The organism is Granulicella tundricola MP5ACTX9 (assembly GCF_000178975.2).
GTDB classification, from domain to species: Bacteria; Acidobacteriota; Terriglobia; order Terriglobales; family Acidobacteriaceae; genus Edaphobacter; species Edaphobacter tundricola.
On the sequence record NC_015064.1, the window covers coordinates 719,004 to 735,947 of the forward strand.

Below are 16,944 nucleotides of genomic sequence, written 5' to 3' on the forward strand. Positions count from 1 at the left end.
GATGACGTGACCGTCTAGATCAGCGGCACCGAGACCACCGTGATCTGGGTCGACCCCGTCACGCTCCCCGACGTCGCCGTCACAGTTCCCACTCCCACCCCCGTCGGGCTGAAGACGCCCGTGGAGGAGATGCTGCCGACCACGATCCCGCTGGTACCCCAGTGAGCAGAGTTCGTCAGGTTCTGGGTCGATCCATCGCTGAATGTTCCCGTAGCGGTGAACTGCACAGTCGTCGTGGTCACATTCAGAATGACCTGATTGTTGGGTGTCACTGCAAGCGAGACCAGCACCGCACTCGTCACCGTAATCGGAGTAGAACCAGTCACTCCATTCAAACTAGCCCGTGCGTTGAACGTTCCAGCGCTCACCCCGGTGGCAACTCCCGTGGAACTGATCACGCCCACAGCCGGGGTCTGTGAAGACCACGTCACGGAGTTGGTCAGGTCCTGCGTAGACCCATCCGAGTAGAAGCCCAAGGCCTTCAGTTGCAAGGAAGTCCCCAGAGCGAAGCTGCTCTGCGGAGACTGCACTGCGATGCTCTGCAGCGTAGCTGAAGTCACCGTCACCGGCGTCTGTTGCGACACTCCGTTCAGCGTGGCCGTCACAGCCGCACTGCCCGTAGTCAGTGAGCTCACCAGTCCGCCGCCGCTCACCGTCGCCACTGCCGGGGCAGAGGAGTTCCACTGCACCTGGGTGGTGATGTTGGCAGTGCTGCCGTCGGAGTAAGTCCCGGTCGCCGTAAGCTGCTGCGTCTGTCCCAGCGCCAGCACGGGTGCAGCCGGTGTGATGGCAATGGAACTCAGCGTAGCGTTCCCGACCGTCACCGCCGCAGTCCCGTCGACGCCCTGCAGCTTCGCATCGATCGTCGTCAGCCCGCTCGTCCCCGTATGAAGCACAGCACTCGCATCGACATAGGCCGTTGAAGCCTGTGAGCTGCTCCACGTCACCAGGGACGTCACATCGGCCGAGCTTCCGTCCGAGTACGCGCCCGTCACCGAGAGCTGTTCCGTCGTGCCGGCCGGCAGTGAGATCACCGCGCTCGGGTTGATCGTCAGCGAACTCAGCGTAGCCGCCTGCACCGTCACCGCCGCTGGTCCGGACACGCCGTTCAGTGAGGCAATCACGTTCAGGCTTCCAGCAGCGGTCGCCGTCAGCAGCCCGTTGGAGCCTGCGCTGTCGCTCACGCTCGCCTTGGATGGATCAGAGACACCCCAGTGGACGGAGGTCGTCACCGTCTGCTGCGTGCCGTCGCTCATCGTGGCGGTTGCGGCAAACTGCTTCGTCTGTCCCGCCGCAAGCGTCGCGTTGGCAGGGCTCACGGAGATCGCAGTCGCAACCGCCGCCGTGCCGGTGACGTTGACGCTGCCAGTGGCCCCGCCATACGTCGCCGTCACAGTAGCCGTCCCAGGCTGTGCCGCTGTAATGTTTCCAGTCGTGTTCACCGAGACAGCACCCGGATCGGAGCTGCTCCATGTAACCGCGTTCGTCAGATCCTGCGTACTGCCGTCGGAGTACGTCGCCGTAGCGGTAAGCTGCTGGCTCGTCCCCGCAGCAAGACTCGGATTCGCCGGCGTTATCGTAATGGACGTCACCGTCGCATTGCCGATCGTTACCGGCAGCATGACAGTCGTTCCGCCCAGCGTAGCCGTAACCACCGCGTTCCCCGGACCTACGGCCTTCAGCTTTCCATTGCTATCCACCGTGACCACGGCAGGGTTGGAACTCGAGTAAGTAACACTCGAGGTTACATTCTGTGAACTGCCGTCAGAGAACGTGGCAGTCGCCAGCAGTTGCACGCTCCCGCCAGCCGGTACAGATACAGGAGAAGGCGTAATCTGCAGGCTCGTCACGGTCGCGGACGTAACCGTTAGCGTAGCCGAGCTACTCGCACTGCCCGCCTGCGCCGTAATGGTAACCATCCCTGTTCCCGTAGTGCTCGCCAGGCCGCTCGCGTTGATCGTAGCCTGCGCGGAGCTGCTGGAAGACCAGGTCACGGAGGTCGTCAGATCCTGCGTGCTGCCGTCGCTCAACGTTCCCACAGCCTTGTACTGCTGCGTGGTGCCGTTCGCCACGGAAGCAGTCTGCGGTGTCACCGCTAAGGACACCAGCGTAGCCGGGCTCACGCTCAGCGTAGCCATCGCGCTTCGGCCGGAAAGGCTCGCCCATATCTGCGTATTGCCTCCCGCCACGCTCGTCGCCAGGCCGTTGCCGTCGATCGTCGCAACCGCCGTCACGGAAGACTGCCACGTGACCGTCGTCGAGACATTGCGTGTCGAGCCGTCGGAGTAAGTCCCCGTCGCCGTGAACTGCTGCGTATTTCCCTTCGCGATAGAGGCCGAGGAAGGTGCAACCGTAATAGAGCTAAGCGTGACTGCCCCAGCGTTCACCGTCAGGCCAGCATCGCCGGTGACACTGCCTACAGTCGCTGAGATCGTCGTGCTTCCCGCCGCGACAGAAGTCGCAAGCCCGGTCGCATTGATCGTCGCAGCCGCAGTGTTGGAAGAAGCCCACACCGCTGAAGAAGAAACATCCGCAGTCGAGCTATCGGTATACGTCGCAACAGCGCTGTACTGCAGCAGCGTTCCCGCCGTCACCGTCTGGCTCTGCGGCGACACCGCAATCGAAGCCACCACCGCAGGCGTCACCTGGAACGCAGGCGTCATAGCCACTTGGCCTTCGGCCGTTGCGGTGAGTGAAGCAGACCCAACCCCAACCCCCGAAGCCAATCCATTCCCATCGATCGTGAACACCGAAGTGTTGGAGCTCACCCATGTCGCAGAGGTGGAGAGATTCTGCGTCGTGCCATCGGAGAACGTACCCGTAGCTGTGAACTGCAGCGTGGTCCCCTTGGCAAAAGCCGGAGGGTTAGCCGGAGTAATCGTCAGTGAAGTAAGCACGGCTGCCGACACCGCCACATCGAAGCTGCCCGTCTGCCCGCCCGCCGACACTGTAATGGTGCTGCTGCCCGGCAGGTTGCCGTTGATCACACCAGCCGCTCCAACAGAAGCCACTGTCGTGTTGGAAGAGCTGAACGTAGCCGTACTCGTAAGATTCTGCGTCGTCCCATCGGAGTACACCCCGAGTACCGTCACATGCGTGCTCGTACCGGAGGCCACCGTCGGGTTCGCCGGGTTGAAGGAGAGCGAGACCAGCGTAGCCGGAGTCACCGTAAAGCTCGTCGTGGAAGCCATCTTGCCCTGGTAGCTGGCAGTCACCTGCGCCGAGCCCGTCCCGGTCCCCGTCGCCAGCCCATTGCCGTCGACCGAAGCGATCGCGCCGTTGGAACTCGTCCAGGTCACCGTCGAAGACAGATTCTGCGAGCTCCCGTCAGAGAAGACGCCGGTTGCGACGAACTGCTGCGTCGTCCCCTTTGCAAGCTGTACCGTCGTCGGGGAAAGGATCAGGCTGATCAGCGTAGCCGGCGTCACCTTGATGATGTCGGTGCTTGCGGACACACTGTTCATCGTCGCGGTAATCTGCGCGCTTCCCACCGAGCCGCCCGTCGCCACGCCATTCTGGTCGATCGTGATCGCCTGCGCGTCGCTGGAACTCCACACCACCTGGTGCGTCAGATCCTGCGTCGTGCCATCGGTAAACGTGCCGATCGCCGTAAACTGCTGCGTCGTCCCATCTGCAAAGCTGAGATCCTTCGGCGTCACCGTAATCGAAGCCAGCACTGCCGGAGTCACCGTAACGGATTGCGTCGATGCGGTCTGCCCACCCACGGAAACCGTGATCTGTGCGGAACCAACACCCGCGCCTGTCGCCAGCCCAGTCGTAGAGACACTCACGACAGAAGGATTCGAGGCAGCAAAGGTAGAAGAGCTAGTAATGTCCCGCGTCGATCCATCCGAGTACGTTCCAGTCACTGTGAACTGCTGCGTCGTCCCCTTCGCAAAGCTCGGATTAGTCGGAGTCAGAGTAATGGAAACCAGCGTCAGTGGCGTAACCGTGTTGGAAGCGGACGTCGCCGTCAGACTGCCGTAGCTCGCACTGAACTGCACCGTGCCCGGTCCGACACCTGTAGCCAGTCCCGTTGAGGACACTGTCGCCACCGCAGCATTCGATGTGCTCCACGTCGCGCCGGAGCTCAAGTCCTGCGTCGTACCATCAGTGTAGGTGCCGGTCAGCGTGAACTGCTGCGTCGCGCCTGCAGCAAACGTCGCGCCGCTCGGGCTGATCGCCAAAGACTGCAACGTAGCCGAACTCACCACAACGATGCTGCTGCTGCTCAACGTTCCCGTCTGCGCCTGCACACTCACCGTGCCCGTCTTGACCGCAGTCACAAGTCCAGTGGAGCTCACCGTAGCTGTCAGCGGATTCGTACTCGTCCATGTCACTGTGGAGCTGATGTCCTTGGTCGTCCCATCCGCATACGTCGCGGTTGCCGTAAGCTGCTTCGTCGTTCCCGCGGCAAGATGTGTTCTGGTCGGCGTCACCTGCATTGCAGTGGGACTCGTCGTCCCGCCACCGCCTGTTCCGCCCGAACCCGAAGGCTGGATCGTCACTACGAAGGAAGACGTGACTGCCGGATGGGCCAGCGTCGCCGCAGCCGTGGCTGTAACCGTAACCGACGTACCAGAAGTCGTTCCCGCCGCCGCCATGGCCAGGCCACTTGCATTCACGCTGAGCAGGGAAGGGTTGGATGAGGTCCAGGTGACGGAGTTGGTGAGGTCGTCCGTAGAACCATCCTGGTAGATCCCAGTAGCCACAAGCTGCTGCGTCGAGCCAGAGACGACAGCCGGACTATTCGGCGCAAGCGTGAGCGACGTGAGCACATTCGAGAGCACGGTCACTGTTGCTGTCGCCGTCGTGCCATACATATTTGCCGTAAACGTTGAAGTGCCCACGGATGTCCCATAGATGAGCCCAGTTCGGGTCGCGGGCGCAATCAACGGTGCACTGGAGATCAGATACGCCTCCCCGCCCAGGTCCAGTTGCAGTCCATCATCGAAAATTCCGGTCGTTGTAAGCTGCTGTGAATCGCCTACCCGAATCGTCGACTTGGCCGGGCTCAAGGTCACGCTCGTGAGGTTGGCATTGCTGACCGTAATCGGGGTCGACGCAGAGAAGTAGCCGTACTGCCCCGTAAGCTGGCCGATCCCCGGATAGTTCGTACCGCCCAGTCCAACAGGGAAGAAGGATGCAATGAAAGGCGTAGGAGATTGAAAAATCGTCCCATAGTTCAGGTTCTGCGTGGTCCCATCAGAAAAAGTACCGATCATGCTGTACTGCGTATAGAAGTTGATCGGCACTTCAACATTCCCTGGCAGCAGAGACGTTGAAACCAGGGTGGCACCCGTCACCGTTAACGCAGCCGTAGCGGTCTTTCCCGCCATCGAAGCAGTCACCTGTGTCTGACCCGGCTTCAACCCGAGGGTTGTGCCGTCCTTATCGACAGAAGCAATCGTATTGTCATCCGTATTCCATACGGCGTCGAGCGTTAGATCCTGAACCGAACCGTCATCAAAGAACCCGGTGACGTAATACTGATTCGCCGTGCCCATCGCAATGGACGCAGGCTGCTTGGACAGAACGATCTTCTGCAACTGCGCGTTGGTGACGGTGATCGTATCGCTGTACTTCGTCGTTCCCAAAACCGTGGCGAAGACAGTCGTCGTCCCTACCTTGCCGCTCTTGGCTAGACCATTCTGATCGATCGTCAGCACGGTCGGATCGGAAGAAGTCCAGACAGCGCTGCCGGTCACATCCTGGGAAAAGACCCCGGTGATCGGGTCATCCGCCGTGATGGAAGCCGCCAGTTGCAGGTGCGTCCCCAGCGCGAATCTTGGCTGCTGCGGGAACACGCCCATCGTTGAAATGGTCTCAACGTACGTGTCAACGTTGGTGATCGCGCTGAATCCCGCAACGGTAGCGGTGATCTGCGCCACGCCCGTCGCAATTCCGTTTGCCAGGCCGGTGCTGTTGACTGCAAAGATCGTCGCATCGGAACTGACAAAGCTGGCCAACCCCGTAAGATCATGCGTAGAGCCATCCGCATACGTGCCGATAACGTGGAGCTGCTCCGAAAGCCCGGTAATCTGGCCCGCATAGTCAACCGAAACGGTCGTGGAGATGAGATCCGTCGGAAGCACTTCAAAACCATCCGTCGAGATCACCAGGCCACCAAAGTTTGCCGTGAACACAACCTTCCCCGCGCTCACTCCGGTTGCAACCCCCGTGCTGTCGATTGTCGCGATAGACGGATCAAGGCTCTGCCAGTTCGCACTCAGGCTCAGATCCTGCGTGGAGCCATCGGAGAAAGTTCCGATCAGCTTGATCGGTTGCGTGGACCCGATGGGAAACTGAGCCTTGCTGGTCCCGATATCGAGTGACGTCACTGTAGCAGGAGTGACGATCACGACACTGGAGGACTGAACATTCGCCGTCGCCTGAGGCGAAGCGTTAGCCCCCACAGCGTTCGCTGAGAAGAGCGCCCCGGTCTTCGAGATCGTAGCCTGCAAAGTAGTCACACCAGGCGTAGCCGCCACGTTAATCCCACTGGAGTTCACCGCCGAGGTGCCGGAGTTGGTGCTCGTCCATGTCACCTGCTTCGTGACGTCCTGCTGCGTGCCGTCGGAGTACCATGCGGTCGCCGTATGCTGCTCTGCGGAGCCCGTCGCAATGCTGCTGCTCGTCGGTCGAACCACCAGATCCGTGATGTAAGCATCCGGCGTCACCTGCACCGTTGCCGTACCTGTGACAGAAGCTGCACCGGAGGCCAGCGTCGCGCTTACGGTTACGGATGTGCTCGCACTGGTGGAAGCCGCCGTGGCCAAGCCGTTTGCATCCACCGTCAGCGCAGTGCTAGCGCTGGAGCTCCAGGCCACCGTCTTCGTCAGGTCGCGCGAGCTCCCATCGTTGTACGTCCCGATCGCCGTCAACTGCTCCGTCATCCCACCCGCCAGCGTGGAGGTCGCAGGCGTCACCGCAAGGCTCGTCAGCGTGACCGCGGATACGGTTCCAAGCGCCGTGCCTGTCACCCCGCCGTTCGTGCCGGAGACCAGGTAGTTGCCAGGCCCTACAGGCGTGAGCATTCCGGTACTGTTGATCGTCGCCACGCTCGCCGGTGTTACGTTCCACGTTGTGGAGGAGGTCACATTCGTTACCGTCCCGCCGCTGCTCGTGAGGGTCGCGCTGTAAGCCTGCGCTCCTCCCATGAAGAGGTTCGCGTTGGCTGGGCTTAGCGTCAGCGTTGACCCGGTTGTCCCACCACCTCCCCCGCTCCCACTTCCGCTGGAGCTTGTTATCGTCACCACAAACGCACCGCTATCCTGGCCCAGCTGCGCCCGCACCGTCGCATATCCCGTCGTCACTCCAGTCACCAGTCCGGTTGAGTTCACAGAAACAATCGCTGGATTGGAGGAGCTCCACGTCGCCGTCGCCGTAGCGTCGCTCACTACGTGGAGAAAATTCGTATCCGTCGCATGAAGCTGCATCGTCCCACCCACCACCAGGGTCGAGCTCCCGCCGGCAATCAGAATGCTCCCATTTGAAGGACTCGAACTGCACCCGGAAATCAGTGAAACCATCAACAGCAGAACCACAGAGAAGACACTGCACGTACGAATGCGCTCGATCATGGGATGAAAACCCTCCGAGGCGGTTATCGGAGCCAGCCCGGTGAACTTGAGCATCGCCTCCCACTTTGTCCCAAAGGTCACATGACACTTGTGTGGAATGGTCGCAGGCCCTTTGAAAGTGCAGCCTCGCCTCCAACAACCCATGGTTGGCTGTATAAAGAACTGACCTCATCACTTCATCAACCGCAAAGGGAGACTCCTCATGCCACCGACAGCCCTGCTGCGCTACACCGACGAAGCCGGCGAGCACACCCTCCCGCTCGACCGCGACGAGATCACCCTCGGCCGCGCGGATGGCCAGGACATAGTCGTCCGCGAGCAGTGCGTCTCCCGCCGCCACGCCGCCGTCGTCCGTGAAGGCGAAGCCCACTTCGCCGTCGACCACCAAAGCACCCTCGGCACCTTCGTCAACGGCGTCCGGATCGAACGCAAGCGTCTCCGCCCCGGCGACGTTCTCCAACTCGGCTCGCCGGAAGCCACCCGCATCGTCTTCGAGCCCGCCCCCGGCGCCCCGGCCTCAAATCCCTCCTCCTCCGTCAGCAGCCGCGGCACCGTCATCTTCCAGGCCCTCACCTCCGTCAAGGACTTTGAGCGTCTCAACTGGCTTCTGGACGCCGTCCGCCAGCTCAACATGGGCGGACCCATTGACGAGATCCTCGCCGGCTTCCTCCAACTCACCCTGCAGCTCACCGGCCTCGCCCGTGGCTTCGTCTTCCTCGCCGAAGAAGGGAAGCAGCCCATGCGTCTCGCCGCTGGCCGCGCCGCCACCGGAGAAGCCCTCGCAGAAGACGCCACCCTCTCTCAGCGAGCCATGCAGCAAGCCGCCACAACCTCGAAGAAATTCTTCGTCACAGACACCCTCGCAGAGGCCAACGTCGCCGGCTGGCAGAGCGTCGTCATCAACAACATCCGCAGCATCTACTGCCTGCCCCTCCGCCGCCGCAATACGCAAGCCAGCCCCCAGCCCGGCCACCCGGATCTCCTCGGAGTCCTCTACCTCGATAGCCACCTTGGCATTGACCGCATGACCAACGTCGATCACGAACTCCTCGACACCATCGCCACAGAAGCTGCCGGCCTCGTAGAGAACGCCGTTCTCGCCCAGGCCGAGGAGGCCTCCCGTGAAGCCCGCCGCGAGCTCACCATCGCCGCCAACATCCACAGCGGCCTCATGGCCAACGAACTCCCCACCGTCCCCTACGCCCGTATCCAAGCCGTCAGTCGCCCATGCTTGGAGATCGGCGGAGACTTCTACGACGCCATCGCCCTCCCGGACTGCCTCTGCGTCACCCTCGCGGATGTCTCCGGCAAAGGTGTCTCAGCCGCCATCGTCGCCGCCACCCTGCAAGGCATCCTCTACGCGCAAGTCACCGCCGGCCAGCCCCTAGCGCAGATCGCCGCGCACCTTAATCGATTCCTCTGCGCCCGCCGCATCGGCAAGTACGCCACCCTCGTAATGCTCAAGATCTTCCCGGATGGGTCGATGGAGTATATGAACTGTGGCCACATCCCGCCCATCGTAGCGGGTCACGGCCACGCCCGCGCCCTCGATCAGGGCAACCTCATAGTAGGCCTCATCCCCACCGCAACCTACGAGTCCACCAGAATCCAGCTCGCCCCCGGAGAGCGCGTCATCCTCGTCACAGACGGAGTCACCGAAGCCGAAAACGAAGCTGGCGATCCCTTCGGCGACGGCCACCTCACCCACGCCGCCTGCGGCTGCACCTTGCACGAAATCCTGGCAGAGGTCTCAAAGTTCAGCGCCGGAGCACCCGCATCCGACGACTGTACCCTGTTGGAAATTTCTTACACCGGAAACGCCTGACTCAATCCAGCCATCATTCTGGCGAAGCCAGAACCTCAGTATTTGTACCTGTCGTTGTCTGTCCCGCTGAAACTCCAGAACGAATGCTCTAAAGCCCGGACTCGTGCGGATTGCTCATCTTCACGATCGGCATAGCCTCAGCCCGCGGCGGGGGTGGAGGTTCCATGGAAAGGTCAGCCTGTACATCGGCGGACACGGCCTCTGCGGCAACAGCTTCCACATCCACAGCAACAGGCTGAACCGGGGGTACGGGCACATCAGGAAGGGTCTGGGTCACGGTATCGTTAGCGCTCATGCAGTTGAAGTTATTAGTTTTTCCACACCTTGTCGAGCCTCAACCCCCACCCGCACCCTTACTTTTAGCCTTAGCCAGCGCCGCCCCAAACCCAGGATCGCTCCTCAACCCTGCCAGCTCCGGATTATGCTCCACCCATACCGGCGAGTAGCTTCCAGCCAGTGCCTTCGCCACCAGCCTCAAAGCCTCCGCCCTCTGACCCAGCACCTCATACGTCACGCCCGCCCTCAGACTCACATCCGGATCGTCGGGAGATAGCGCCAGCGATTGCCGTATCAGCGGCAGGCTCTTGCCCTTATCACCCGTCAGCGCATACGCATACGCCAGCGAGATCAGCAGCGCCGGATCACGCGGACTCGTCAGCCGCGCATGCTCTGCCAGCCCGATCGCCTCCCTATATGTCGCCATCGCCTGCTCCCGCCCACCCGGACTCCACAGGTAAGCCTCCGCGAGGTTCTGCCTCGTGTTGTAATCCCCCGGATTCAGCTCCACAGCCTTCTGCCCCATCCGGATCGCCTCGGCATGTTTCCCCTCCAGAGAAAGCAGTCCGCCCAGCGCGCTGTAAATCGCAAACCTCGGCTCAATCTTCAGCGCCTTCTCAAAGCTCGCCTGCGCTTCACCCAGTTGCCCCAGTTTCTCCTGCGTATCCCCCAGGTTGTAAAACGCAATCACATTGTCCGGAGCAAGTTCAGCCCCGCGCTTGTAGAGCGTGACCGCCTCCTGCAAATTCCCCGCTGCAAACTCGTAGTTCCCCAGCAGCACCGGAAAGCGCCAGTCATCCGGTGCCAGATCGACTGCGTGGCTCAACGCCTCCTTCGCATCCGCATCCCGGCGCTCCGCGGCAAAGACATCCGCCTTCGCCGCATACGCCTCTGCGTTCAAGGGCTCCAACTCCAGGGCCTTTGCAACCTGCTGCAGTGCAAGAGAAGTATTGCCGCCGGTCGTACTGATCCTCGCCAGCGTCACATAAGCCGGCGCACAGTTCGCATCCAGCTCCAGCGCCCGCTTCGTAGCCGCCTGCGCCTTATCCAGCGACTCCTGATTACGCGTCAGGTGGTACTGCAAAAAATAAGCTCGCCCCAGCCCCGCCTCCGCCAGCGCAAACCCCGGATCGTTCTTCAGCACCTGGTTGAACCCATCGATCGCCGCCGCCAGGTTCCGGTTCAGGTAAGAGTGCACCACTAGGTCCTGAGCCTTCGAGTAAGTCTCATAATTACTCGCCGAAACGCCCGCCGCCCCAGCCGTCACCCCATTCGTCACCCGCTCCCGCCAGACCAACCCCGCCACCAGCAGCAAGACCAGCACCCCAGCCAGCCCAAACCATAACCATCGCCGCATCGGCTTCACCGGAACCGCAACAGCCGCAGCCGCTTGGTCAGCCTCCACCACCCGAGTCCCACCCAACACCTCACTCAACGCCGCGGAGAGCTGTCCTGCCGTACCAAACCTCCGCTTCGGATCGGGATCGGAGGCCACGTTCACCACACGCAGAAATGACTCCGGTAGATCCGGCCTAAGATCCGGCAGAAACAGCCGCTGCCTCTGCGCCTCATCCAGTTGCTCCTGCTGAAACCCCAGAAACGGCACCGGATGCTTCCCCGCCACCAGGTAAAACAGCAGTACCCCCACCGCATAAAGATCCGTCCCCACCGTAGCCACCGCGCCGGTAAAAAGCTCCGGAGCCATATAGGCCGGAGTCCCCGCCAGCCCATGCGCCTGCTGCGCCAGTGAGCTCAACCCAAAGTCCATCAGCAGGATGCGCCCGCCCTCCTCGCGCATTACGTTCTCCGCTTTGATATCCCGATGCAGCAGCCCGCTCTTGTGCACTGCGGAGAGCGCATGAGCCACATCCAGCCCAATCAGCGCAGCCTCCCTATACCCAAACGGCCCCTGCTGTTCCAGCAGTGCAGCCAGCGTCACTCCATGCACAAAGTCCGTCCAGAAACCCACCCGCCCGTCCTGCCGGTCGATCCCATAGATCGGCACCACGTTCAGATGCCGCACCGCCGCCATCGCCCTGGCCTCCCGTAGAACCTCCTCATACTCCAGGTTGGGATTCATCGCGGACGGCAGCAGCAGCTTCAGCGCCACCTCGCGTTGCAGATCCGGGTCCCACGCCCGGTAAACCTCACCAAACCCGCCTTCGCCTACCCGGGCCAGCAGTTCGAAGCGACCCCACGTCTTCAGCGTCACCGGTGCAGGCGCAGGAGTCGCCGCCGCACCGTCACCCGAAACGTTCACAAACGCAACAGTAAGATCGTCTTCCATAAGGGAGTCAAGCCGGAAACCCGCCAGCAACGACTAGAGTATAGAGCGTCTCGACCGTAAGCCTAAGTCCCTCATCAGGTCCCCGCCGCCTCTATTCTTAAACCGCCAGCTCACCCGCCAGCGAAAGCACATTCGCAATCGCAATCTCCACGTCTGCCGCGACTTGAATATCATTCACAAGTCCTCCGATCTCCGTCTGCAACGCCTCCAGTGCCGCATTGTTCTTCGTCACCGTATCCTGGATCGCATCCAGTCCAGTCGTGTCCTGCGTGATCTGTGCCTGCGTGATCGTCGTCAGAATCGTGTACGCGTCATCGCGAGCAATCTGGATCTTCAGCTTGGCCTCAGTCGTGGTCGCCGCGAAGTACGCCTGCTCCAGCGAGCTGAACAAATCCTGGTAATACTTCTTCGGATCTGATTTCTTCAAAGGATCGTCAGGCGCAGGAGGATTCGGTAAAAGAGTGTTGATCGTCATAAGTGCTCCGTCTTAGCTTGCCGGTAGGGAAGAGTAGTAGGTCGCCAGAGACGATCCGATCGCCTCCAGATCCGCGATGCGAGCCTTCAGTGCCTCAGGATTATGGCCCTGCGCCGCGGATGCCAGCGCATGATGCGTCAGAGCCAGGCTCTGGATAGCCTTCGTCAGCTCATCCATCAGCTCATGAGTCGTCTTCTGTCTCTGCAATATCCGTGGCAGCCGCGCAATCTCCGTCCGCCGCTCCATCGGCGTCATCCCATGGGAGGTACGGATAAACACATCCTCCTGCGTCAAAAGCATGCTGTAGTCGTTATCAGCCTGCTGCTCCAGCTTCGCAATGTCCGTCACCAGCACCTTGCAGAGGGTATCGATGGCGGGATCCATGCTCACAATCTCCTGCGGCAGCCGGCCCTTGACCTTGCGGTACGCCAGAAACTCGCCCAGGGCATACGCCGCCGTGCTCACGTTGTTGGCCTGCGCCTGTGTCAATGACAACCCGCTGATACCGCCACCAGCCAGCACGCTGTTCGCATCCGTCGAAAGCGTCATCAGGTTCGTTCCCAGGCCCTCGGACGCGGTACCCAGCCCCTTCATGTTCTTCGGCGCATTCTCCACCGTATCCAGGTTCTTCGCATACTCCTTCAGCCCATCCAGCAGCGTGTACCGAACCTTCAGTTGCTGATCTGTCAGCAGCGGCTTGATTGAATGCGGGTCCCACGTCGGCGAGCTGTCGTACTTCAGCACCGCAGCGGAGGTCTGTTCCTCAAAGTAGAGGCTGTTCGCCTTGCGATACGCATCCTCGGAGCTGTTCACCACCACTGTCGTCGCCTTGGCAAAGGCCGCCGTATGCGCCGCCAGCGGTGTCACCGAGCAGCCCGTCAGCCCGGCCGCCCCACAAATGGAAAACGCCACAAGGCGCGAAGCATGAAAGGAGCCAAACCGCCTGTTTTGTTGTTTTCGCATGGGAGGATAAAAAATCAGCCAACTCCTCTTGTCAATAAAAATCGTCCCGCCTACCCCCCGTCCCAGTGCTACGATGATCGCCACGGCCCCCAGCACATCAACCTCGCACTGAAAGCGAAGCCCACCCATGTCGAAGAACATCATCTTCTGCGCCGATGGAACCTGGCAGCTCCCCCGCAACAACACCAACGTCTACAAGATCTCCAAAGGTCTCACCACCTCCGCCACCCAGGTCGTCTTCTACGATGACGGCATCGGCTCGGAAGCCACCGGCTTCACCCGCGCCCTGGATGGCGCGCTCGGCATCGGCATCTTCGACAAGATCAAGACCGGCTACACCATGATCAGCCAAGTCTATGAGCGCGGCGACCAGATCTTCCTCTTCGGCTTCAGCCGCGGCGCCTATACCGCTCGCTCGCTCGCAGGGATGATCGCCACCTGCGGCCTCCCCACTGGGGGCTTTGACGATGCACTCGTGGAAGGAGCCTTCGCCGCCTACCGCGACCCCGTCAACCGCCCCACACTCCTCGCCAACCTAGCCAAATACGCGCTGGAAGACACCTGCATCACCATGGTCGGCGTCTGGGACACCGTGGGTGCGCTCGGCATCCCCGCCATCTTCGGCGGCGTGGACAAGCAATACGGCTTCCTGGACACCGGACTCCACAAGGACGTCAAAAACGCCTACCAGTGCATGTCCATCGACGAGCAGCGCTGCGAGTTTCCCATCACCCGCTGGACCTCAGACCCCGCGCCCGGCCAGACCATCGAGCAGATCTGGTTCTCAGGCTGCCACGGCGACGTAGGCGGTGGCACTCCCGCCGGCGGCGGCGTAGACGAGACCACCACCCTCTCGGACATCCCCCTCAGCTGGATCGTCGGCAAAGCCGTCAAGCTCGGCCTCATCTTTGACCCCACCTTCCTCGCCCAGTACACCTCGGTCCCCATCAAGTTCTCGCTCGACGCCCTCCACGAGTCCTGGACCCCCGTCTTCGGCAAACCCGTCTCCCGTCCCATCGGAAACTCAGACTCCATCGCCAACAGCGTCACCGCCCGAATCGAGTATGCCCTCACCTACCAACCCAAGAACCTCACCATCAAAGACAACGTACTCGACGACGGCTACAACCTCATAGAAATAGTCGACGAAGACGCCATGTAGCCTTGTTCTAGGAAAAAGTAAACAACTCAACCCAATTCACAAGCCCTCGAAACGAGCTGCGGAAGCTCCCAGACAAAATCAGCCTTGATCGTTTCCTACCCTTTTTATCCCCGTAAGTCGTTCGCCCGGCATCACCACTAAGTCATAGCCACAATCCGGTTCCTACCCGTAGCCTTAGCCTCATACAGCCCTTCATCCGCCCGCTTCAGCATGCTCTCCACCGTATCGCCCTTACCCCGATACGTCGTCACGCCCAAACTCACCGTCACCCGCATCATGTCGTTCGGATCGCCAAGGATCTCCTCCAGCCGGTGCAGTTCTCCCGTCGCCCCCACCATGATCTTGGCGACATTCAGCCGCAGCCTATCCGCAATCACCAGTGCGGAATCAGGCGAAGCCCCAGGCAGCAGCAGGATGAACTCCTCACCGCCCCAGCGCCCCAGGATATCGATCCCCCGGATCGAATCCTGCATCTTCTCCACCGCCGCGCACAGCGCTCCGTCGCCCGCCAGATGTCCAAAGCGGTCGTTGATCTTCTTGAAGTGATCCAGGTCGATCATCAGCACGGAGAACAGTCGTCCCCGGCTCTGGCTCCGCTTCACTTCCTTATCGCACCAGTACCGGAACGCCCGCCGGTTATACAACCGCGTCAGCGGGTCCGTGCTGGCGATATGCTCCAGCGCCGCGCTCAACGTCGCCGTCGTCATCCAGAAGAAGCCGAACGCCAGCCCCAGCGCTACCGCAATGTAAATCCCATACGCCAGCGTAGCCACCTGCTCCGCAAACGTTCCCGTCACCGTCCCCACGGCCATCCCGATGCTCCGCGCAAGGTTCAACACCGCAAAGAACGCCAGGATCACGATGTTGAACCATGCCGGCGCCCGCATATCCCGCTTCCCATGCCGGATCAGCAGCCGAGCCGTCTCGGACACCTGCACCGCCACCAGCAGACCCACCATCATCACCCGGACCCGCCCTGTCACCGTCCCGTTGATCGAAAGGAAGCTCATCGCCCCCTGGATCACAAGCAACAGGATTCCCATCTTCGGGACAAACGATTCAGCCTCCACTAGCTCCAGGAAGGAAACATGCAGCAGCACAAACGCCAGCAGGATCATCAGGTCCGCGCCCAGAATCCCCAGCAGCCGAGGCAGAACATGCTCGAACACCAGCAGCAGCGCGCCCACTCCGCCCACGCTGAACGCCGCCCCCAGCCATGCCAGCCCCTTCAGGCGCGGGTTCGTCAGCCGGACGACAAACAGTCCTCCACTGCCGCAACCCAGCAGAAGTGCGCCGAAGATCAGAACGTTATACGCAGCCATACCAATCCGTGAGAGTAAACCATCAGCTTTATCGGCAATTCAACCGGCGAAGAATAGCTCGCCGAACTAAGCGGCGGTGTGAACTTGGCCCTTGAACCCCGGCCCTATGCGGCCCGTTGAAACTCGATCTTCTTTTGGCACAACAAACGCAGGCAGTGTCTCAAACCCAGGCCGAGCCAGCAGGTATCCCTGCATCAACCGGATCCCGCACTCCTTTAATGCCCTGTACTCCTCCATCGTCTCCACGCCCTCTGCCACCAGCGGAATCTTCAGCTCTGCGCAGAGCTGCACCAGGCATCGCATCGTCGCCATCGCCACCGGCCGTAGATGAATCCTCCGCGTCAGCTCCATATCGATCTTAAGAATATCCGGCGTCAGCTCCGCAAACAGGTTCAATCCGCAGAAACCAGCCCCAAAGTCGTCCATCGCAATCTCAAACCCGTGCTTCCGGTACTCCTTGAAGATCGACAACATATGCTGCCGGTCCCGAACCTCTTCCGTCTCCGTGATCTCGAACACCAGGCGCTCCAGCGGAAACCCCACACTCGCCGCCGTCGCCACCGTCAGATGGATACACGCCGTCGGGTTATACACCGCCCCCGGCATAAAATTGATCGAAAGCTTCGCTCCCGTCTCCGCCAGCCCCAGCCGTTGCGCCAGCCTGATCGCCGTCGTCCGGCAGCCCTGGTCGAACGCATATCGGTTCTCGTCTGTCACCTGCGACAGCACACTCAACGCGGACTCGTTATTCACGCCTCGCACCAGAGCCTCATACGCATAAATCTTTCCAGCCTCCACATCCACAATCGGCTGAAACGCCATCGTGAACGGAAAGGGTTGAACTGGACCATCCGTGCAGCCGGAATCTTTCACCAGCGACGTTGCGGAACTTCTCATACAGGGGATACCTACTGGCCTTCCGGAAAATTGAACCAACCTGTCCCTGAAACCGCCTCTGGCCGTTCTTTCGGCTCTTCGTGCAGACGATCGGTTGACGATCAAGCATGACAACTCAACGTGCTAGGGATCGATCAACTGCAAGTCTCCACCA

At 61.1% G+C, this 16,944-nt stretch carries 9 protein-coding genes; 2 read left to right on the forward strand and 7 right to left on the reverse strand.

Annotation, left to right across the window (positions count from 1 at the left end):
- Positions 1-14: 14 nt before the first annotated feature.
- Positions 15-7,637, reverse strand: a complete 7,623-nt coding sequence (locus ACIX9_RS23425) for a beta strand repeat-containing protein (RefSeq protein WP_198152144.1) — start codon at positions 7,635-7,637, stop codon at positions 15-17.
- A 148-nt stretch (positions 7,638-7,785) separates the two neighbouring features.
- On the opposite strand from ACIX9_RS23425, the gene ACIX9_RS03015 reads away from it, so the two are divergent.
- Positions 7,786-9,408 (forward strand): SpoIIE family protein phosphatase, encoded by a 1,623-nt coding sequence (locus ACIX9_RS03015; protein ID WP_013579001.1) that lies wholly within the window; start codon positions 7,786-7,788, stop codon positions 9,406-9,408.
- A gap of 88 nt (positions 9,409-9,496) precedes the next feature.
- On the opposite strand, the gene ACIX9_RS03020 is transcribed toward ACIX9_RS03015, so the two are convergent.
- From ACIX9_RS03020 to ACIX9_RS03035, 4 genes are all read right to left on the reverse strand, one after another.
- Positions 9,497-9,703 (reverse strand): hypothetical protein, encoded by a 207-nt coding sequence (locus ACIX9_RS03020; RefSeq protein ID WP_013579002.1) that lies wholly within the window; start codon positions 9,701-9,703, stop codon positions 9,497-9,499.
- Between the two features lie 39 nt (positions 9,704-9,742).
- Positions 9,743-12,001: a serine/threonine-protein kinase gene (locus ACIX9_RS23430; RefSeq protein ID WP_049789193.1), complete on the reverse strand. Its 2,259-nt coding sequence runs from the start codon at positions 11,999-12,001 to the stop codon at positions 9,743-9,745.
- Between the two features lie 67 nt (positions 12,002-12,068).
- Positions 12,069-12,446: a hypothetical protein gene (locus ACIX9_RS03030; RefSeq protein ID WP_013579004.1), complete on the reverse strand. Its 378-nt coding sequence runs from the start codon at positions 12,444-12,446 to the stop codon at positions 12,069-12,071.
- A 12-nt stretch (positions 12,447-12,458) separates the two neighbouring features.
- Positions 12,459-13,358, reverse strand: coding sequence for a hypothetical protein (locus ACIX9_RS03035; RefSeq protein WP_198152145.1), 900 nt, complete (start codon positions 13,356-13,358; stop codon positions 12,459-12,461).
- 178 nt (positions 13,359-13,536) lie between these two features.
- On the opposite strand from ACIX9_RS03035, the gene ACIX9_RS03040 reads away from it, so the two are divergent.
- The gene (locus tag ACIX9_RS03040) at positions 13,537-14,571 is read left to right on the forward strand and encodes a DUF2235 domain-containing protein (RefSeq protein ID WP_013579006.1); all 1,035 of its coding nucleotides are present in this window, start codon (positions 13,537-13,539) and stop codon (positions 14,569-14,571) included.
- A gap of 137 nt (positions 14,572-14,708) precedes the next feature.
- On the opposite strand, the gene ACIX9_RS03045 is transcribed toward ACIX9_RS03040, so the two are convergent.
- Positions 14,709-15,893: a GGDEF domain-containing protein gene (locus ACIX9_RS03045; protein WP_013579007.1), complete on the reverse strand. Its 1,185-nt coding sequence runs from the start codon at positions 15,891-15,893 to the stop codon at positions 14,709-14,711.
- A 66-nt stretch (positions 15,894-15,959) separates the two neighbouring features.
- The gene (locus ACIX9_RS03050) at positions 15,960-16,790 is read right to left on the reverse strand and encodes an EAL domain-containing protein (protein ID WP_013579008.1); all 831 of its coding nucleotides are present in this window, start codon (positions 16,788-16,790) and stop codon (positions 15,960-15,962) included.
- Positions 16,791-16,944 lie beyond the last annotated feature (154 nt).

Bases quoted from the DNA above. Each gene is read 5' to 3' on its own strand.
- ACIX9_RS23425 (WP_198152144.1), bottom strand. From the start codon at position 7,637: ATGCTCAAGTTCACCGGGCTGGCTCCGATAACCGCCTCGGAGGGTTTT.
- ACIX9_RS03015 (WP_013579001.1), top strand. From the start codon at position 7,786: ATGCCACCGACAGCCCTGCTGCGCTACACCGACGAAGCCGGCGAGCAC.
- ACIX9_RS03050 (WP_013579008.1), bottom strand. From the start codon at position 16,790: ATGAGAAGTTCCGCAACGTCGCTGGTGAAAGATTCCGGCTGCACGGAT.
- ACIX9_RS03040 (WP_013579006.1), top strand. From the start codon at position 13,537: ATGTCGAAGAACATCATCTTCTGCGCCGATGGAACCTGGCAGCTCCCC.
- ACIX9_RS03030 (WP_013579004.1), bottom strand. From the start codon at position 12,446: ATGACGATCAACACTCTTTTACCGAATCCTCCTGCGCCTGACGATCCT.
- ACIX9_RS03045 (WP_013579007.1), bottom strand. From the start codon at position 15,893: ATGGCTGCGTATAACGTTCTGATCTTCGGCGCACTTCTGCTGGGTTGC.
- ACIX9_RS03020 (WP_013579002.1), bottom strand. From the start codon at position 9,703: ATGAGCGCTAACGATACCGTGACCCAGACCCTTCCTGATGTGCCCGTA.